Below are 19087 nucleotides of genomic sequence, written 5' to 3'. Positions count from 1 at the left end.
GACAAAGCCGGACGGGGCGAGCTAGCGGCCCTGTCCGGCTGAAGATGTGGAAATGAGGGGGAGCCGGACTCGGCTCCCCCTCATTTCGTTGTCGCTACTATCAGCGCCGCCAGTCGTCATCGTCCTCCAAGGAGTACCCCTCCCTGTCGGCACGCTGGTCAGCAAAGACCTCGTCCCGATGCGAGTTGGACGACCCACCTGAGAGCTCTCGTTGCAGGCTGTCAAAATCCGTGGTCGGTACGCTGTACTTCAACTCGCGTGCAACCTTGGTCTGCTTTGCCTTAGCCCGGCCGCGGCCCATGGCTGACCCCCTCGCGCTTTCGCGGGGCGGCCTGGGGAATTTGGCGGCCCCGTTTGAGTGTGTAAGTTCCTGCCCACACTCTAGCGTGGAAAAGTCGCTCGCGCTTCCATCCACCGCCTGTCGTGGTGTCTGTTGTGTCTCACCCAGTGCGCGAGCAGCCAGAATGCCGAAATTATTCGGCTCAGAACGCTCCGGGAATCGCCCGGACCGTTCCCACCCGGACGCCGCCACCGAGCACGGGCTGCGAGGCGAGGGCGGCGAGGTCCTCCGTCCACTCCGCGCCCATCCGGTGCAGCAGGGCTGACGCCAGCGGCAGGCGGGCCCGTTCGTGGCCGTCCTCGATCTTGAGCGCGAACGCCGAACCGTCCGGCAGTGCTCCGGCGTAGACGCCTTCGGCGCCGGCCTTCGACACCAGGCCGGGCACCACCGGCATCAGCCGGGCGTCGTCCTTTCCGGTGCCCGAGATCAGATAGGGGTGCTCCCGAATGGCGTCGGCGACGGCGCGCTCCGGTGAATCGGGCTCGGCCGTGACGAGCCGCGCGAAGGCCCGCGCCAGATGCGTCAACGACAGCGGGACGATCGGGAGGCCGCAACCGTCGATACCCAACTCCGCGTCGACCTCACCGCTGATCGACCCGAGGGTCTCGACGACCGCGAGTTGCAACGGGTGCGTCGGCTCGAGGTAGCTGTCCAGCGGCCAGTCGTTGGCCAGACAGGTGGCGAGCATCGCGGCATGCTTGCCCGAGCAGTTCATGTAGACCGGCCGGGGGAGTTCGCCGGCCGCCAGCAGTTCGGCGCGGGCGAGTTCGTTGGACGGGAGGTCCGCGGGACAGCGGAGCTGATCCTCGTCGAGTCCGTGGCGGAGAAGTAGTTCCTCGACCAGCTCGACGTGGTCCGATTCCCCTTCGTGCGAGGCGGTCGCGATCGCGAGTTCCTCCGCACTCGTCGGCGCGAAGCCGTTCCTGAGGAGCGTCACCGCTTGCCAGGGTTTGTTGGACGAGCGCGGGTAGATCGGCGTGTGCACCTCACCGACCGCGACGGCAATATCGCCGTCCGGACCCAGGATCACCGCGGATCCTCGATGGACGCACTCGCGGAACCCTGATCGAACCACCTCGACGAGTTCGATGCTCACGTCGTCACCTTGTCCTCCGGCTCGGCCATGCCCGCTCGCTCGACGACGCGCCGGGCCATTTGGGCGGCGGCCGGCGAGAGATCCTCCTGCTGCGCGAGCAGAGCGGCGCAGCGCTCGGCGTCGCGGCCGGTGAAGAGATCACGCACGGTGACACCGTGCGCGGGTATGTGGTGGCGGTGCACGGTGTCGCCGGCACTGATCGACCCTTCCGTCACCACCCGCAGGTAGGCCCCCGTGTCCCCGCGCCGAGTGAAGCGCTTGACCCAGTGCTCCTCGCCTGCCCACAGCGCAAAGGTGCGGCAGGGCGTCCGGGGGCTGTCGACTTCCAGCTCGGTGGTGCCGATCCGCCAACGTTCCCCGATCACCGCGTCGCTCGTCGGGACGTCGCGTACCCGCAGATTCTCGCCGAACCAGCCCGGTGGTAACTCGCGGCCGAGCTCCGCCTCCCACCGCCGCGCCTCGTCTTCCTGATACGCGTACACGGCTTTGAACGGGCCGCCGTGGTATTTGGTGTCGCAGACGTAGTCGCCTGCCAGCCCGGTGGCCGTCACCCGTATCGGACCGTCCACGGGACGCTTGTCGATAGCCGTGCGCTCCACGCGTCGGACACCACTGTCCCGGTCGGTGTGCAGGACGCAGACGGCCAGCACCTCGCCGGCCGCCCCGGCGCCTGCGCTCACCGTCCGCGCAGCCGCTCGACGGCGGCCCGGCCGGCCTGCACGGTCTCCTCGGTGGGAACGGAGTCGGGATCGATGGAGGCGGCGCACGGTCCCGTGACCAACTCGGTGTCGACGGGAATGGAGCGTTTGATCAGGGCGAGGGCGATGGGACCGAACTCGTGGTGGTCGATCACCGTGCCCACACGGCCCACTGTGCGGCCGCCTGCGGTGACAGGGTCACCGGTTTCGGGGCGACCTTCGGCGCTCCCGTCGAGGTGCAGCAGCACGAGGTGCCGGGGCGGCTTGCCGAGATTGTGAACACGGGCCACCGTCTCCTGCCCGCGGTAGCAGCCCTTCTCCAGGTGGACGGCCCCGTGCTCGGCAGGACCGCCGATCCACCGGACCTCGTGCGGGATGGTGCGTTCGTCGGTGTCGAGTCCGAGTCGGGGCCGCAGGGCCGCGACCCGGAGCGCCTCGAAGGCCCACGTTCCGGCTGGTGCGGCTCCCGCCGCGGTGAGCCGGGCCCACCAGTCGGTCAGCTGCTCGCGCGGCACCAGCAGGTCGAACGAGGAGTCGGTAGGCCATGGCATGCGGCGAACGAATCCGCCGCCCGCCAGTGCGACGGCGGCGTACGGCTCGGTGGGTGCGGCGGCTCCGGCTCCCTCGAGTGCGGCGGGAGCGTCCGGTCCGATCACGGAGAGGACCGCCAGCTCGTTCCCGTCGCGGGGTTCGGCCTTGGCCCAGAACACCATCTTGGTGAGGAACGACAGGAGGTCGGGTCCGCGATCGGTCTCGGTGTCGATCCAGGTGACGCCGGCGAGGTCGGTCTGCACGAAGTGGTGTTCGACGCGGCCGTTGACGTCGAGGCTGAGGTTCTCCGCGCCCTCACCGTCGGCGAGGGCGGCGATGTGCTGGCTGGAGATGGTGTGTAGCCAGGTCAGTCGTTCGGCACCCGCGACAGCGAGGACGAAACGGTGGGACCGATCGGTGACCACGACGGAACGCTCGGCGCTGCGCTGTTCCCCGAGGGGGTCGCCGTGGTGCCATGCGACCCCGGCGTCCGGCGAGTCGTCGGGCGCGCGGACAGCGCCCGGGGCCGTGAGAAGTGGACTGGGTGAAACGGGCAGTTTGTCGACCACGAACCCAGTCTAGGGACCACGGAGGGGGTGGGGCGGCAGGCAGGGTGGATAGGCTGGCTCCATGTCTGATGCAGTGCTGGTGACGCTGGACCACGAGGTACGCGATGCGAACGCCCCGCTCCTGTACGCGGACGATCTGGCGGTGGTGCGCGGCGACGGTGTCTTCGAGACGCTGCTCGTGCGCGGCGGCCGGGCGCTCAAGGTGGAACCGCATCTGTCCCGGCTCGTGACGTCCGCCCGGGCGCTCGCCCTGCCGATGCTGGATCTCGACGAGTGGCGCCTCGCCATCGAACTTGCCGTGGAACAGTGGGGCTCAGAACGCGAGGGTGCGATGCGTCTGGTGCTCAGCCGGGGGAGGGAATCCGGGGGTGACCCGACGGCGTTCGTCTCGATCGGTGCGGTGTCCGATCGCATTCTCGACGCTCGTCGCGACGGCGTGTCGGTTCTCACACTGGCACGTGGGTACTCCGTGGACCTGTCGGCGAGTGCGCCGTGGCAGCTGCTCGGGGCCAAGACCTTGTCTTATGCGACCAACATGGCGGCTCTGCGCTACGCGGCGACGTTGGGCGCCGACGATGTGATCTTCGTCAGTAGTGAAGGCAATGTGTTGGAAGGGCCACGTTCCACCGTCGTCATCGCCCGGGAGAAAACGCTCCTCACGCCGCCGCCGGAGCACGGCATCCTGCCGGGGACCACGCAGCAGGCGTTGTACGACGTGGCGTCCAAGAAAGGCTTCCGCTGTGAGTATGCCGCGCTGCGTCCCGCGGATCTCATTACTGCAGAAGGTGTTTGGCTGATCTCCAGCGTCACCATGGCAGCGCGGGTGCGCAAGATCGACGGACTGGTGCTTCCGGAGCCCCCTCTCGCTGACGAGATCGTGAAGCTGGTGGACCTTGCGGTCGAGACCGCGGGCTCGGAGTCTGCCGAGGCTTGACAGGCCTACTACATTCGGTAGTAGCTAGGTCCCGTCGGGGAAGTCGTGCGAGACAAGAGTCTCGCGAAAAAAAGACAGCCTCGACAGGATCACGCGCACAGGGATCGAGCGGATGCCCACGCCTCGACCCCGAAGCCTGTCCTAGGGCCCAGTTTCGGAGTAGCCATGGATACCCTGGATGTCTCCCGGTGGCAGTTCGGCATCACCACCGTTTATCACTTCATTCTCGTCCCGCTGACGATCGGGCTCGCGCCTCTGATCGCTGCAATGCAGACGATGTGGGTGGTCACCGGTAAGGCCCACTGGTATCGGCTCACCAAATTCTTCGGCAAGCTCTTTCTGATCAACTTCGCACTCGGGGTCGCGACCGGCATTGTGCAGGAATTCCAGTTCGGCATGAACTGGAGCGAGTACTCGCGCTTCGTGGGAGACGTGTTCGGCGCCCCGCTGGCGCTCGAGGGGCTCGTCGCATTCTTCCTCGAGTCGACCTTCCTCGGGCTGTGGATCTTCGGCTGGGGCCGGCTGCCGAAGCTCGTCCACCTAGCGACGATCTGGCTGGTCGCGGTCGGGGTGAATGCTTCCGCGTATTTCATCATCGCGGCCAACTCGTTCATGCAGCATCCGGTTGGCGCCACCTACAACCCCGACACCGGCCGCGCCGAACTCACCAGCATCTGGGCGCTGCTCACCAACAACACGGCGATGGCAGCCTTCCCGCATGCGGTGGCAGGGGCGTTCCTGACCGCCGGAACGTTCGTCGCAGGTATCTCCGGATGGTGGATGGTGCGCAACATGCGACGGGCGCGAACGGCCACAGCACCCGAGGCGGCGAAGCTCGAAGGTGACGCACGGACCATGTTCCGTCCGGCCGCGCGCCTGTCGCTTCTCGTGGTGATTGCCGCCGGTGTCGGACTCGTCTACACCGGCGACGTGCAGGGCAAGCTGATGTTCGAGCAGCAGCCCATGAAGATGGCGTCGGCAGAATCGTTGTGTCACAACGCGACCGACCCCGACTTCTCCATTCTCACGGTCGGCACCCACAACAACTGCGACGGTGTGACGCACGTGCTCGAGGTGCCCTTCGTCCTGTCGTATCTCGCCGAGGGTGAGTTCACCGGGGTGACGTTGCAGGGCGTCGAGGATTTGCAGGCCCAGTACGAGGAGCAGTTCGGTCCGGGCAACTATCGCCCCAACCTGTTCGTCACCTACTGGTCGTTCCGCGCGATGATCGGTCTGGCCGCCGGGTCCGCTCTGCTTGCCGTGGCCGGGTTGTGGCTCACCCGCGGCAACCGTGTCCCCGACCAGAAGTGGTTCTCGTGGCTCAGCATCGCCGCGATTCCGACACCCTTCCTCGCCAACAGTGCCGGCTGGATCTTCACCGAGATGGGCCGCCAACCCTGGGTGGTCGCGCCCAATCCCACCGGGGTGGACATGATCCGGCTGACGGTCGACCAAGGCGTGTCGCATCACTCGGTGTGGACGGTGTGGTTCTCGCTGATCACCTTCACGCTCCTGTACGGCGCACTGGGTGTGGTGTGGTTCATGCTGATTCGTCGCTACGCCGTCGAGGGGCCACTCGAGCACGATGCCCATCCGCCGGGTGACGACGACGAGGAACCCGAAGAACCGGGCACGCCGAAGCAACTCTCGTTCGCCTACTAGGAGAGACGGTCATGGGACTGGTAGAAGTGTGGTTCATCCTGATCGCGGTGCTCTTCACCGGCTACTTCGTGCTGGAGGGGTTCGACTTCGGTGTCGGGATGCTGATGCCGGTGCTCGGCAGGCGCAAGGATGCCGACGGCGACACTCGCCGGCGAGTCGTCCTCAACACCATCGGTCCTGTGTGGGACGGCAACGAGGTGTGGCTCATCACGGCGGGCGGTGCCTTGTTCGCAGCGTTCCCCGAGTGGTACGCCACGTTGTTCTCCGGTTTCTACCTGCCGCTCCTGCTCATTCTGGTGGCCCTCATCGTGCGGATCTGTGCCATCGAGTACCGCGGCAAGATCGACGACGACACCTGGCGCCGCCGTTGCGACTGGGGCATCGTCTTCGGGTCGTGGGTCCCCGCGGTGCTGTGGGGTGTGGCCTTCGCGAACATCGTGCGGGGAGTGGACATCAATGCCGAGAAGGTGGTCACCTCCAGTCTTCTCGATCTGCTCAATCCCTACGCGCTGCTCGGTGGTCTGACCACGGCGCTCCTGTTCGCATTGCACGGTGCCGTCTTCCTGGCGCTGAAAACCGCCGACGAGGTCAGGGTCGACGCCGTCGAACTCGCAGCGAAGCTGGCACTGCCCACAGTTCCGGTGGCCGGGGCGTTCGTCTTGTGGACACAGTTGGCGCACGGCAAGGGGTGGACCTGGATCCTGGTGGCCGCGGCAGCCGCTGCTCTCGCCGGGGTGGTCGCCCTCACCCGGGCCGGACGTGAGGGCTGGGCATTCGCACTGACGTCGATCGCCATCATCGCGAGCGTGGTGCTGCTGTTCGGTTCGCTGTTCCCCGACGTCATGCCGTCCACCCTCGACGCTGCGTACAGCCTGACTGTCGACAACGCGTCCTCGAGTCCGTACACGCTGACAGTGATGACCTGGGCGGCTGCCTTCCTCACTCCCGTGGTCCTCCTCTACCAGGGCTGGACGTACTGGGTGTTCCGGCAACGTATTTCGACCAAGCAGATCCCGCCGTCGATCGGTCTCCCACTCGGGCGCAGATGAGCGTCGAGACAGGAAGCGAACTTCGTCTTCCCGGTGAGCGTCCCACCGGGAAGGCCGGTTCACGGCCGCCGATCGACCCCCGGCTGTGGCGCTACTCCGCCGCGGCTCGCGGCTATCTCGTCCTGACCGTCGGCCTGTCCGTCGTCAACGTCGCGATGGTCGTCATCTCGGCCCTGGCCCTCGGGCGGATACTCGCGGGAATCATCGTCGACGACGTCACCGACGTTCGCCGATGGACCACCGAACTGTCGGTTCTCCTGTTGGCGATGGGAGTTCGGGTCCTCGGCACCTGGCTGCAATCGAGGTTCGCCCATCGCGCGGCCAGTCGGGTGGTGGCCGAACTGAAGGGTGAAGTACTCGGAGTCGCCGCCCGGATTCGGCCCCGCGACCTCGACGTGCGTCGGGACGAGATCGCAACGGTACTGACGCGCGGGATCGACGGTCTGCTGCCCTATCTCACGGGGTATCTCCCCGCTTTGGTTCTGGCCGCCACGCTCACCCCGGCGACCCTGGCGGTCATCGCCTTTCAGGATCTGACGTCCGCGGCGATCATCTTCGTCACCTTGCCGTTGATCCCGATCTTCATGATCCTCATCGGGCTGCTGACCCGAGGCAAGGCTGCGAAGACGCTGACCGCGATGACGACACTGTCGTCGCAGCTGCTCGACCTACTCGCCGGTCTGCCGACGCTCCGCGCGCTGGGGCGTGAGCACGGACCCGCCGCACGTGTGCGCGAACTCGGTGACGCACATCGCCGCACCGCGATGTCCGCCCTGCGGGTGGCGTTCCTCTCGTCCATGGTGCTCGAACTGCTTGCGACACTGTGCGTCGCGTTGGTCGCCGTCAGTATCGGTCTGCGTCTGGTATACGGCGAGATGAGCCTGGAGGCAGGAATTGTGGCGCTCATCCTCGCGCCCGAGGTGTATCTCCCACTGAGGATGGTCGGAACACGCTTTCATGCCGCGGAAGACGGAATGGCTGCCGCAGAAAGGGCATTCGCGGTGATCGATACCGATCTGCCCGGCGACGGCGGCGGCATCGGCCGTATCGACGCACGAGGAGCGAGCATCGAGTTAGACGGCGTCAGTGTGCAGTCGCGCCGCGGGATGGCGCCACATGCCCTGTCGGGAGTGCTCGAGCCCGCTCGCGTCACCGCGCTGACCGGACCGAACGGCTCCGGCAAGTCGACGGCCGTGCAGCTACTTCTGGCCCTCACGGACCCGGATGCAGGTGAGGTGCGGGTGGCCGGAACGCCTGTCCGGCAACTCGACCGGACCGCGTGGTGGGCGCAGGTGGCCTGGTTGCCGCAGCGTCCCGTCCTGGTACCCGGCACCCTCGAGGAGAACCTTCGGCTGATCGGCGACGTGGTGGATATCGAGGCTGCCTGCGCGGCAACCGGTTTCGATGCGGTTCTTGCCGAGCTTCCGGACGGGTGGGCCACCCGTGTCGGGGCAGGCGGAACCGGCTTGTCGCTGGGCCAGCGACAGCGGCTCGCGCTGACCCGTGTGCTCGCCACCCGCCGTCCCATCCTGATCCTCGACGAACCGACAGCGCATCTCGACGACAGGTCGGAAGACACCGTGCTCCACTCGCTGCGCAGACTCGCGGCGGCGGGAAAGACCGTCGTCGTCATCGCGCACCGGGCCAGTGTGCTCGCCGCCGCCGATTCCGTGATCGAGGTGCGCGCCGATGTCGAATGACCCGCTCCTGCGAGCTCTCCCGCTCCTCGAACTCGAGCCGAAAAGAGTGCTGCGGGCCGTCGCCGCCGGCGTGGCCACCCTGGGAAGCGCGTTGGCACTCGCCGCGCTCTCGGCGTGGCTGATCACCAGAGCCTGGCAGATGCCGCCCGTCCTCGATCTGAGTGTCGCCGTGGTGGCGGTCCGTGCCCTGGGAATCTCCCGCGGCGTGTTCCGTTACCTCGAGCGGCTGGCCACCCACGACACCGCCCTGAGGGGAACGACGTCCGCCCGGAGTCGGCTGTACCAGCGGCTGGCCGCCGGCAATCCCGCAGCTGCGGCAGGATTGCGCCGCGGCGACCTCCTCACTCGCACCGGGGCCGACGTGGACACTCTCGGCGATGTCGTCGTGCGTGCGCTGGTGCCGATCGCAGTCGCGGTCGTCCTCTCGGTGGCCGCCGTGGGCATCCTCGCTGTCATCTCGCCCGTCGCGGCGCTGATCCTGGCGGTCTCGCTCGCCGTGTCCGGGATCGCGGCGCCGGTGCTGTCCGCCCGCGCCGCGCTGATGTCCGAAAAGGACAGCGCAGCAGCGCGGGCACGCTTCAGTGAAGAGGCCGTCACGGCGCTCGATCACGCCGCTGAACTGACAGTGGCCGGTCGACTCGACCGCACCGTCGACGGTGCGATCGCTGCCGAGCGGGCCGCCGTCGCAGCGACCGACCGGGCCGCTGTGCCCGGCGCCTTCGCCGACGCCGCGACCCCGCTCGCGGTCGGGGCCAGCGTGATCGGGGCACTGCTGATCGGCATGAACCTGTACTCGTCGGGGACCATGAGCCCGATGGCCCTCGGCATCCTCGTCCTCGTGCCGCTGTCGGCGTTCGAGGCGACCAGCGCTCTTCCCGCGGCCGCTGTCGCGCTGACCCGGGCCAGGATCGCGTCACGTCGGATCCTCGCGCTGTTCGATGCCGCCACTCCGGACCCACATCCCGGGAATCGGGAACTGGACGGCCCCGTGCACCTGCGCACGACCGGTCTACGATGCGGATGGCCCGGCGGCAGGACAACAGCGCCGATCGACCTGGACCTCCCGCCTAGCGCCCGGGTCGCGATCGTGGGCGGCAGCGGCTCCGGTAAGACCACGGCGCTGATGACACTGGCCGGACTGCTTCCTCCGGTGTCGGGGGCAATCGACGTCAACGGTGCCGCGCCGGCCGACATCCGGCCCGACTCCCTGCGGCGTCGGATCGGATTCTTCGCCGAGGACGCGCACCTCTTCGACACATCCGTCCTCGAGAATCTGCGCGTCGCACGCGGCGATCTCCAGGAGGATGAGGCGCTCGACGTCCTGGAATCCGTGGGGCTCGGTGACTGGGTTTCGCAGTTGCCGCAGGGCCTGGCCACCACGCTCGCCGGCGGCGCCCGGGCGGTGTCGGGCGGGCAGCGTCGCAGGCTGCTGCTCGCCCGCGCACTCCTCTCACCCGCCGACGTGCTGTTGCTCGACGAACCCACCGAACATCTCGACGCGGACAGCGGAGCGCAGCTGCTGCGGGATCTCCTCGCGCGGGACGCAAAGCTGGTGTCGGGGGAGCGCACCGTCGTCGTGATCACTCATCAGCTGCCGGAGGATACCAGCGCTGACGTGGTGATTCACGTCGAGAATGCCGAGAGCGAAAATACGTTGCCGACGCTGTGAGGGCGGCGTACTTTCTTGAGTACACGAGGAAGGAGGTGGTCTGAAGTTGAATGACAAACGGACACGTGAGGTGGCTGCCAGCTAGCCGCTACCGCTGACGGAATTCACTGACCGCGCGAGCGGCGAGCGAATCCCAGGCAGCTACCCGGCCCCCGAGCCCCCGGTCTGGTCCAGATCGGGACCGGTGCACCCGCACCGGAAGGCTCGGGGGCCGTTCTGCGCTCCGCGCCTGTGAGTACTTATTAACAATGGATTGTTAATAAGTACTCACAGGCGGTTATCCACAACCTCACATCCATCCACAGGCCAATTGCGATCGTCGGCTTTCGCCCGTGGGTCTGTCGGTGACGCTGCGCACCGTTCGGACCATGACGACCGCGACATCCGACTGCACACCCGAATTTCAGCGCGTTCTCGACTACCAGCACGGGATCATCACAGCCAAGCAATTGCACGACTTGGGTCTTTCGACCCGCCAGATCCAGCATCGCGTCGAGTCGGGGCAGTGGCCGGCCGTGCTCCACGGCGTGTACGCGGTGACCAACGGACCACTCGACCGCTCCATGACTCTGTGGGCGGCCCTGCTGTTCGGTGGTCCGAGGGCTGTCCTCAGCCATCGCACGGCGGCCGAGGAGTGGGCGCTCGAATCCGTCGACGCCTCTGCGCCCGTCCATGTGACCGTGCCCTACGGACTGTCGGCGGAGTCGCAGGCGCCCACGTATCGGCAGGCCGGTAGCCGGTCCGAACGGCTCGTCCCGAGAGAGGGCGATCTACTCCATCCCGGTGTCGTCGTGCATCGCTCCCGAGCACACACCCACATCACCGTGCCGACAGTGCCACCGCGGACGTCGCGAGCGGACACCATCCTCGACCTCGCCGTTTCCGAACCATCTGCAGCAACTGGTGCCCGGGTAATGGTGGCAGCAGCGACGACTGGCGGTGTTCCGGTGCACGATCTGCTCCGACGGATCGAGGAGCGGCCACCGCGCAGATATCGTCGGGCTTTGACCGCAGCACTCGTGTCGGTGTCGGATGGCGGTGTTCAATCGCTCCTCGAGCACCGCTACGCCGCAGACGTGGAGAAGGCGCACGGGCTACCGGCAGCGCGTCGACAGTCACCCATTCTCGTCGACGACCGCACCCTGTACGAAGACGTGGACTACTCGGACACCGGTACTCCGCTGATCGTGAGACTCGATGGATTGCGGTACCACTCGTCACGCGTGGTTGCTTTGCGCGACCGGCGCCGCGGCAACGCAGCGGAAATCGCAGGAAAACCGACGCTGGTGTACGGCTGGGAAGAAGTGACTCGGCGCCCGTGCGTCGTCGCCGCGGAGGTTCGAACGGTGCTCGGACGCGGTGGCTGGAGTGCCCCCAACCCGTGCCCGCACTGTGCGCACTTATCAACCGCGGAGTGTTAACAAGTACTCACGGGTGGGGTCAGCCGATATAGCGGGTAAGGCGCGCCGAAAGGCGGGGAAGAAGTTCTCCGTCGGCGATGATGCGTTCCTCGACGTACGCCAGGTCGCCGCCTTCGACGATGCCGTACAGACGCTTGGCGCCGCCGACGAGGGCACCGGAAGTGCTGCGGATGACGACATCGGTGGCGAGTTCCCACGACGACTGCGTGAGGGCGCGACCGTAGAACAATTCGACGATGCCGGAGCTGTGGGTGAGAAGCAGCTCGACGACTTCTTCGTTGGTGCTGCCGGGTATGCCGTCGCCGCTGATGCGCCAGAAACCGGATTCGCGGAGATCGGGACGGACGTATTCACCTTCGCTGTCGAGCACCCAGGACTGGGACTCCCAGCTCAGGTAGTTGCCGCCGTTGTGAGAGACGATGATCTGCTGCCCGAATCGGTAGTCACCGGTTTCGGGGTCGTGGCCTTCGCCTTCACCGCGCCACACACCCACGAGGGGCAGTACTGCGAGGAGTTCGTTGTTGAGGTCCGGCCCGAGCCGCAGGTTCGCGGTGTCCTCGGGCAGCGGAAGGTCCGGAAGCAGGGGAATGTTGCGTGACGCCGTCGACTTGGAGCGCTCGATGGCGGCCGCGACTGCTGCGTCTCCACTTCCGCGACGAACGGTCGCGGAATCGCCGGCCTGCTCGTCGGAAGCTGGCCGGTCGGGAGACGGATCTGCGCCTGCGTCCGGGGAAGAACTCACGACTCGTCGGTGACCAGGCGGTAGATCGTGTACAGCGAGAACCACGTGATCAACACGGCGGCAAGGACAAGAAGTACCTCGAAGAAGATAACCACGCTGCCATCTTAAACCGACGCATTCGAACGGTCGAAACGGGAGCGGCGTTCGCGGACGGCTAGTACCGTTCTCGCGTCGCCGGCCTTCGGGGCCGGGATTCTCCTTTCTCTATCCGGCCAGGTCGTTCCGCGATATTCATGGAGGTTTCATGCTGCGCCCATGCCCTGATCTACTGATGAAAGGTGTGATCATCGCCACAGCAACTCTTCTCGCGTCGGCGATGCCGGTGGTCGCGGTGGCGGCGCCGGTTACCGGAAGTGTCGGCTCGGGGAGTGCCGACACGGACCGGGTGGATCCGAACAACTACGCCACCGAGTGTCCGGACGTCCTGATCGTTGCCGTGTCGGGCGCCACCGATTCGACGGAGGACCGCAACCCGCTCACGGACGAGGAGCGACAGCTCTGGTCGAATTGGGTGGGCAACGTGACGGTTCCGACGGGGGCGCGCAACGCCGACGCGCCGGGAAAGGTGGGATGGATGTACGTCCCCTATCCCTCCACCTACGGTGTCGGGCTCCTCGAACCCGTTCCCACGTACCAGGATTCGATGGCGGCGGGTGTTGCCTCGACCAATCGGATCCTCGACGAGAACAAGAAGAAGTGTGGTGACGCCACCGAGTACGTTCTGGTCGGGTACAGCGTCGGCGCCGAGGTGGTGGAAAGGGTGGCCCGCGAACTCGGTCACCGCGACTCCACCGCGCTGGTGACCGCGGACGACATCGCCGGCGTGGCCTTGATCGGCGACCCGTACCGGCCCGCGGGAACTCCGTCGCTCGGTGATACCGGCCCGGCGGGTGGGGGATTCATGGCGTCCGAGCCCGCCGACTACGGCGCGCTGGACGGCAAGATCACCTACGCCTGCAGGCCGTACGACATCGCGTGCGACGCGCCTCAGGACATCGCGGTTCTCGAGCTCGCGTTGGGAGTGCTCGGTCAGATGCACTTCACGGTGCTGAACCCGGGCCAGACGTTCTCCGACTTCGCGACCGCGGTGTCGGGCATGGCTGCGCGCTCCATCGTGCACATCATCACCCATGAGGACTGGTTCGCTTCGGGGGAATCATTTCTCGATGTGCTACGGAAGGTGGCCGACCTCAGCTATGACCCCGACGGGCCCGACCGCGACATTCAGCTGACCGACGAGCAGGTTGTCGAGGCGCTGAACTGGGCGACGGGGCCCGGCGCAGACGTGGTGCAGGCCAAGCTGGCCGACGAGGGCGCCGGATTCCTCGAGGACAACAAGGACATCGTCGACCTGGTGGTCAAGCCGTACATATTCCTGGCGTTCATCCAGCACTTGCTCTACTGGAACAACAATCCGAACGACCCCTGGTACTGGGAGAGCGAGAAACTGGTCGATTGGATCACCGACCTGGCCCACGCCGAAAAAGGCAGCGATACAGCGGCGCAGCCGGACGCTGCAACCCCGGGCAGCTAGACCCTCGCAGCCGAGAAAGGCCCCGCTCCGTATACGGAGCGGGGCCTTCGTGGTGCGGTGAAACTATTCGCCGACGGTGACGTCGACGTTGTGAACGCCTGCGCCGCTCGGGCTCACCGTGGCGGTGCCGTTGCCGGAGCTGGACAGTGCACGCACGGTCCAGTCGCCGGGAGCGGCGAAGAAGCGGAAGTCGCCGGTGCCCGAGGCAACGACCTCGGCGGTGAACTCGCCGCTGCCGTCGAGGAGGCGCACGAACGCTCCACCGATCGGCTGTCCGTCAGTGGCGAGGACACGGCCGGTGATGACCGTTTCCTTCTCCACGTCCACGCCTGCGGGCAGGGTCTGGGTCTGTACGGGTGCTCCACACATGATCAGTGAACCTCCAACTCGATCGGGGCGCCGACGAGTGAGCCGTATTCGACCCAGCTGCCGTCGTAGTTCTTGACATCGGACTTGCCGAGGATTTCCTTGAGCACGAACCAGGTGTGGCTGGAGCGCTCACCGATGCGGCAGTACGCGATGGTGGGCTTGGACTCGTCGTAGCCCTTCTCCGAGTACAGCTTCTCGAGGTCGTCGTCCGACTTGAAGGTGCCGTCCTCGTTGGCGGTGGTGCTCCACGGGATGTTCAGGGCGCCGGGGACGTGTCCACGCTGCTGCGCCTGCTCCTGCGGGAGGTGCGCCGGGGCGAGGATCTTGCCGGAGAACTCGTCGGGGGAACGGACGTCGATCAGGTTCTTGTTGCCGATCGAGTCGATGACCTCGTCACGGAACGCGCGGATCGACAGGTCGGGGGCCTCGGCCTTGTACTGGGTGGCCGGGCGGGTGACGGTCTCCTTGGACAGGGGGCGTCCGTCGAGTTCCCACTTCTTGCGTCCGCCGTCGATCAGCTTGACGTCCTGGTGGCCGTACAGCTTGAAGTACCAGTACGCGTAGGCGGCGAACCAGTTGTTGTTGCCGCCGTACAGGACGACGGTGTCGTCGTTGGCGACGCCCTTGGCGGACAGGAGGTCGGAGAACTGCTGCTGGTTCAGGAAGTCACGACGGACGCCGTCCTGCAGGTCCTTCCGCCAGTCGAGGCGGATGGCACCCTCGATGTGGCCGCCGTCGTATGCGCTGGTGTCCTCATCCACCTCGACGAAAACGGTCTTGGGGGCATTGAGGTTCTGCTCAGCCCAGTCGGCGGAGACTAGGACATCGGAGCGAGCCATGGTGTTCCTTTCGATGTGTACTTACTCGGTTCGGGTGGATGGTGCAGTGGTGTGTGGCGGTCAGGCGCTGGCGCGCACTCGTGCGACCAGCGGATAGATCTGGCAGCCCAGACAGAAGCCGAACGCCGCGTTGAGGAACGCGGCGAACAGGGCGAAACCGGTGGCCACGCCGCCGACGATGCCGGAACCGGCCAGGAAGCCGATGGTTCCGACTGCTGCGAAGACGAAACCGACGAGCTGGGCGAATCGAAGCGGTGCGACGGGTTCCTTCTCGGTCACCGGGGCGAGCCGGGGAGCAACGAGTGCGCCGAAGATGCGGCCGTAAGGGCTGCGGCGCGGCCCGGTGGCGGCACCGACTGCGAAGACGACGGCCTGCAGGGCGAGCAGGACGCCCGCGGCGAGCAGCGAGAACGCAGAGAGAACGAACACGGCGACCAGGACGGCGGTGGTGACCCAGGCGGCGAACCGGGGGCCACGAACGTCGACCTGCTCGACTTCGAGGGTTGTGGACATGAGAAGTGCTCCTGCGGTGAGTGCTGAATGCTTGCCTGGCTCCGACGGGCGACGAACATCGTCGTCATCGGTTTCGATCACGTGAGCGGAGTCCGCGGTGTCAGCAGAAAGTGACAGCCCTGGTGATCAGCAGCAGGTACAGCAACAAGCCCCGAGGCGGCACAGGTCAACCGTGCGGCGTCGGGTGAGCATGAGCTCGTGGCTGGATTGCACGTCGGTGAGTTTACCCGGTTCTTCAGGAATTTGAAGCGGGGGGCCGGGAGAGGGGCTCCAAGGCGGCGCGCAGGTCGGCTGCGGCAGGCACACCGGACACCCGAAAGCGTTCGCGCAGGTCGCTGTCCAGAATGAACGTCGTCGGCAGGGACAGAACGCCCAGTTCCTTGGCGAGAGCGGGGTATTCGTCGATGTCGAGTTCCACTTCCGCCGGTGGGTGCGGCTCGTCGGCGAGGTCCTGGACGACCTGTCCCACCACCCTGCGCACGGCGGCGCACGGGCCGCACCAGTCTGCGGAGAAATGCAGCACGGTCGCCGAATGGTGAGACGCTGCCGCTTCGGAGCCCACACCGGCGGCCGCGAGGAGCCGTCGCCGTTCGTCGGTCACGAGAGAATCAGGCGACCCGCTCGTGGTGCGAACCCTGCCTTGCCTCCGTTGCCACCAAAGCCCGAACGCGACGGCGACGAGCAGTGTGACGATCAACAATGTGATTCCGGTCATCTGTTCTGCAGTTCGTCGAGGTCGATCGTCACGTCGTTGCCCACACCTTCGATGACTATCTGCGAACCCTCGGCGTATACCTCTGTGGGCTGGACCCCGAAGGGCAGTTCTCTGGGGTCGATCGTCCGGGTGAAGAGTCCGAGGATGGCGGGAGCCAGGGGATCGGGGATGCTGAAGTCGGCGTGACCTTCCGGTCCGAAGTAGAAGTCGCTGGCCACGATCTTCACCTGGCCCCCCTCGAGAACGAGGTCGGCCTGCACGCTGACCGTCGTCTCGATCGGCCCGACCGGAACCGTGCCCGTGAGGACGACGCCCCCCGCCGTGGGCATGCCCGAGCCACCCGATCCGCCGGTGCCGTCCGATTTGCTCGCCGGTGGTGCCGACACCTGCAGGTCAGGTATGCCGAGGAATCTGCCAAGGTCGGTGGCGTCGATCAGCATCCGGCCTGTCAGGTGATCGACGGGAAGCGTCTGGACCGAGCCGTCCACCAGATCGGACAGCGGGGCCGAGACGCCCTGGAGAGTGGACTCGATCGTCACCTCGCCCACCACATCACTCTGTACCCCCTGTGCCCGGATTTCGATGTTGTCGTACTCGCCCTCCCAGGCCTGGGTGAGGAACGGGAACCCGTGAACGGTGACCTCCGGATCCGCCGTGAGCGAGGCACCCGCCCGCAGCTCCCTCGACACCCGGTACTCCGCGTAGGCCGCCGCCCCGAAGTCGACGACGAGACCGAGGGCGACGAGGAAGACGATTCCCATGATGAGTTTCCGCACGGCCCCATTGTGACCGACACGGTGACCGTGGGCGCCGGTGCAACCATCGGCGCCGGGCCTCGAGGGTTCGGTGCAACGAACAGCTCTGGTGGCGCGCTACTCTGTCACCGACAAAAGTGTCGATACCTTCAGGGTCGATCTACCTGCACCGGCTGTCTCACCAGTCGGCCGGTCGGGTACGACGGTGACGAGATGGGAGGCTGTGTGGAGCTACTGCTTCTTACCTCCGACCCCAACCCGGAGGCGGTCCTACCGGCCCTCTCCCTGTTGGCGCATTCGGTGCGGCCTGCTCCGACGGAGGTGTCTTCGCTTCTGGAAGCGAGCTCCGCTGATATCGCCCTGGTGGACGCGCGGACTGATCTTGCGGCCGCCCGTGGCCTGTGCAGGCTGCTGGGAAGTACCGGTTCTGCCGTACCGGTGGTGGCCGTGCTGACCGAGGGTGGCCTGGTGGCCGTCAATTCCGACTGGGGATTGGACGATATCCTTCTGCCCGGCACCGGACCTGCCGAGGTCGACGCACGTTTGCGTCTTCTCGTCGGGCGCAGCGGTGGAGTTGCCAGCCCGGAGGCCTCGGGCAAGATCACGCTGGGCGAACTCGTCATCGACGAGGGCACCTACACGGCCCGGCTTCGCGGCCGTCCCCTCGACCTCACCTACAAGGAATTCGAGCTCCTCAAGTACCTGGCGCAGCACGCGGGACGCGTCTTCACCCGCGCGCAGTTGCTGCAGGAAGTGTGGGGTTACGACTTCTTCGGCGGCACCCGCACCGTCGACGTCCACGTGCGGCGCCTCCGGGCGAAGCTGGGCAGCGAGTACGAATCCTTGATCGGTACAGTCCGCAACGTGGGATACAAGGCTGTTCGACCCGCCAGGACCAAGTCGGGTACACCGGTTGTGCCCGTCGACGACATGGATGCCGACGACATCGACTTCGAGTCGGCCGAGGGGCCGGCGATCTGATGAGTGCTTCGGTGCAGTCCTGGCAGGATCGACTCGACGCGGCTCAGGCCGTCGAAGTGTCCGCGCTGTTGGAGCGGGCAGCGGAGACGGATGGGACCGCCGCGGTGTCGGAGCAGGGTATCCACGCGCTGGCCGGCGTCGGCGAGGCGCGACATCTCGTGTGGACCGACGAACATCGCGTGGTCGGGTACGCGCAGTTGCAGCCGGGTCACGGCGAGCACCCTGCAATGGCGGAACTCGCGGTCGACCCGCAGGCCCGTGGCCGCGGAATCGGTGGCCGCCTGGTCGCCGAGGCGCTGGACGAGGGTGGCCCTGACTCGCGAGTCTGGGCGCACGGCAATCTGCCGGCCGCGCAGGCGGTAGCGCGGCGTCTCGAACTGACCGGTGCACGTGAATTGTTGCAGTTGAGGCGCCCGCTCGAGGGTGCCGATCTGCCAGAACTCGTTGCGCCGCAGGGGGTTACGCTGCGCGCCTACCGTGGAGTCGAGGACGACTCCGAGGTGTTGCGGGTCAACGCCGCCGCATTCGCCTGGCATCCCGAGCAGGGTTCGTGGACCGCCCGCGAGATCGCGGAGCGTCGCGCCGAGGACTGGTTCGATCCCGCGGGGCTGTTCATGGCCTTCGAGGCGTCGGACGAGCGCACCTTGCTCGGATTCCACTGGACGAAGGTGCATCCCGCGCAGGGTGAGAATCCGGCGATCGGTGAGGTCTACGTCGTGGCGATCGACCCGTCGGCGCAGGGGCGTGGACTCGGCCGATTCCTTACGCTCGCCGGACTGCATTATCTGCGCGACCGGGGAATCGGTGCAGTACTGCTCTATGTGGAAGGCGACAACGCTGCCGCGCTCCATACCTATGAGCGTCTGGGCTTCGCGCCGTTCCACGTCGACGTGGCCTACGCGCGCCGCTGACGGTCTCCACTACGTTCCGGTCGGCCGTACGTCCGGGAAATCTGGACGAATGCGTGGTC

The 19087-nt window shown here is 66.6% G+C and carries 19 protein-coding genes; 9 read left to right on the top strand and 10 right to left on the bottom strand.

The features are described 5' to 3' along the window. Positions 1-100 precede the first annotated feature (100 nt). The 4 genes from ACH49N_RS05760 to ACH49N_RS05745 form a co-directional block, all read right to left on the bottom strand. On the bottom strand, positions 101-301 hold the full coding sequence (locus ACH49N_RS05760) for a DUF3073 domain-containing protein (protein ID WP_109327228.1): 201 nt from the start codon (positions 299-301) through the stop codon (positions 101-103). A 181-nt stretch (positions 302-482) separates the two neighbouring features. Continuing rightward, positions 483-1436 (bottom strand): asparaginase, encoded by a 954-nt coding sequence (locus ACH49N_RS05755; protein ID WP_358271012.1) that lies wholly within the window; start codon positions 1434-1436, stop codon positions 483-485. Next, entirely contained in the window at positions 1433-2116 is a 684-nt protein-coding gene (locus ACH49N_RS05750) for an MOSC domain-containing protein (protein ID WP_358271011.1), read from the bottom strand. The genes ACH49N_RS05755 and ACH49N_RS05750 overlap by 4 nt, the downstream gene beginning before the upstream one ends. After that, positions 2113-3234, bottom strand: a complete 1122-nt coding sequence (locus tag ACH49N_RS05745; protein WP_358271009.1) for a folate-binding protein YgfZ — start codon at positions 3232-3234, stop codon at positions 2113-2115. The genes ACH49N_RS05750 and ACH49N_RS05745 overlap by 4 nt, the downstream gene beginning before the upstream one ends. 61 nt (positions 3235-3295) lie before the next feature. Between ACH49N_RS05745 and ACH49N_RS05740 the strand changes: the two genes are divergently transcribed. The 6 genes from ACH49N_RS05740 to ACH49N_RS05715 all read left to right on the top strand — a co-directional run bounded on the left by ACH49N_RS05740 (position 3296) and on the right by ACH49N_RS05715 (position 11669). Then, a complete protein-coding gene (locus ACH49N_RS05740) occupies positions 3296-4168 on the top strand; it encodes an aminodeoxychorismate lyase (protein ID WP_358271007.1) in 873 nt (290 codons plus the stop codon). A gap of 165 nt (positions 4169-4333) precedes the next feature. After that, positions 4334-5830 carry a cytochrome ubiquinol oxidase subunit I gene (locus ACH49N_RS05735; protein WP_358271005.1) on the top strand — a complete coding sequence of 499 codons (1497 nt, stop codon included), beginning with the start codon at positions 4334-4336 and terminating at the stop codon, positions 5828-5830. An 11-nt stretch (positions 5831-5841) separates the two neighbouring features. Further along, positions 5842-6879: a cytochrome d ubiquinol oxidase subunit II gene (gene cydB / locus ACH49N_RS05730; RefSeq protein WP_358271003.1), complete on the top strand. Its 1038-nt coding sequence runs from the start codon at positions 5842-5844 to the stop codon at positions 6877-6879. Further along, entirely contained in the window at positions 6876-8579 is a 1704-nt protein-coding gene (cydD, locus tag ACH49N_RS05725) for a thiol reductant ABC exporter subunit CydD (RefSeq protein ID WP_358271001.1), read from the top strand. The genes cydB and cydD overlap by 4 nt, the downstream gene beginning before the upstream one ends. Next, positions 8569-10248: a thiol reductant ABC exporter subunit CydC gene (gene cydC, locus ACH49N_RS05720; protein ID WP_358270999.1), complete on the top strand. Its 1680-nt coding sequence runs from the start codon at positions 8569-8571 to the stop codon at positions 10246-10248. Before cydD ends, cydC begins: the two co-directional genes overlap by 11 nt. Positions 10249-10616: 368 nt before the next feature. Then, positions 10617-11669, top strand: a complete 1053-nt coding sequence (locus tag ACH49N_RS05715; protein ID WP_358270998.1) for a type IV toxin-antitoxin system AbiEi family antitoxin domain-containing protein — start codon at positions 10617-10619, stop codon at positions 11667-11669. A gap of 19 nt (positions 11670-11688) precedes the next feature. Here ACH49N_RS05715 and ACH49N_RS05710 read toward each other — a convergent pair whose 3' ends face one another. Further along, the gene (locus ACH49N_RS05710; RefSeq protein WP_374433773.1) at positions 11689-12291 is read right to left on the bottom strand and encodes an FABP family protein; all 603 of its coding nucleotides are present in this window, start codon (positions 12289-12291) and stop codon (positions 11689-11691) included. 364 nt (positions 12292-12655) lie between these two features. On the opposite strand from ACH49N_RS05710, the gene ACH49N_RS05705 reads away from it, so the two are divergent. Next, on the top strand, positions 12656-13945 hold the full coding sequence (locus ACH49N_RS05705) for a cutinase family protein (protein WP_397504482.1): 1290 nt from the start codon (positions 12656-12658) through the stop codon (positions 13943-13945). Positions 13946-14008: 63 nt separating this feature from the next. Here ACH49N_RS05705 and ACH49N_RS05700 read toward each other — a convergent pair whose 3' ends face one another. The 5 genes from ACH49N_RS05700 to ACH49N_RS05680 all read right to left on the bottom strand — a co-directional run bounded on the left by ACH49N_RS05700 (position 14009) and on the right by ACH49N_RS05680 (position 17157). Continuing rightward, positions 14009-14314 carry a DUF1416 domain-containing protein gene (locus ACH49N_RS05700; RefSeq protein WP_159919651.1) on the bottom strand — a complete coding sequence of 102 codons (306 nt, stop codon included), beginning with the start codon at positions 14312-14314 and terminating at the stop codon, positions 14009-14011. A 2-nt stretch (positions 14315-14316) separates the two neighbouring features. Next, entirely contained in the window at positions 14317-15153 is an 837-nt protein-coding gene (locus tag ACH49N_RS05695; RefSeq protein WP_109327243.1) for a sulfurtransferase, read from the bottom strand. A 60-nt stretch (positions 15154-15213) separates the two neighbouring features. Then, positions 15214-15666: a DUF4395 domain-containing protein gene (locus ACH49N_RS05690; RefSeq protein WP_250770667.1), complete on the bottom strand. Its 453-nt coding sequence runs from the start codon at positions 15664-15666 to the stop codon at positions 15214-15216. 235 nt (positions 15667-15901) lie between these two features. Further along, complete coding sequence (locus ACH49N_RS05685) at positions 15902-16381, bottom strand: thioredoxin family protein (RefSeq protein WP_358270995.1); 480 nt, start codon at positions 16379-16381, stop codon at positions 15902-15904. Beyond that, on the bottom strand, positions 16378-17157 hold the full coding sequence (locus tag ACH49N_RS05680; RefSeq protein WP_358270993.1) for an LmeA family phospholipid-binding protein: 780 nt from the start codon (positions 17155-17157) through the stop codon (positions 16378-16380). The genes ACH49N_RS05685 and ACH49N_RS05680 overlap by 4 nt, the downstream gene beginning before the upstream one ends. A gap of 204 nt (positions 17158-17361) precedes the next feature. On the opposite strand from ACH49N_RS05680, the gene ACH49N_RS05675 reads away from it, so the two are divergent. Beyond that, positions 17362-18117 (top strand): response regulator transcription factor, encoded by a 756-nt coding sequence (locus tag ACH49N_RS05675; protein WP_109327247.1) that lies wholly within the window; start codon positions 17362-17364, stop codon positions 18115-18117. Then, positions 18117-19028, top strand: coding sequence for a mycothiol synthase (gene mshD, locus ACH49N_RS05670; protein ID WP_358270991.1), 912 nt, complete (start codon positions 18117-18119; stop codon positions 19026-19028). Before ACH49N_RS05675 ends, mshD begins: the two co-directional genes overlap by 1 nt. Positions 19029-19087: the final 59 nt, after the last annotated feature.

The organism is Rhodococcus sp. NPDC019647, assembly GCF_044389235.1.
In the GTDB taxonomy this organism is placed as follows: Bacteria; Actinomycetota; Actinomycetes; order Mycobacteriales; family Mycobacteriaceae; genus Rhodococcus_F; species Rhodococcus_F oxybenzonivorans.
Note: the sequence above shows the minus strand (reverse complement) of the source record. Positions and strands in the feature narration are given on the sequence as shown.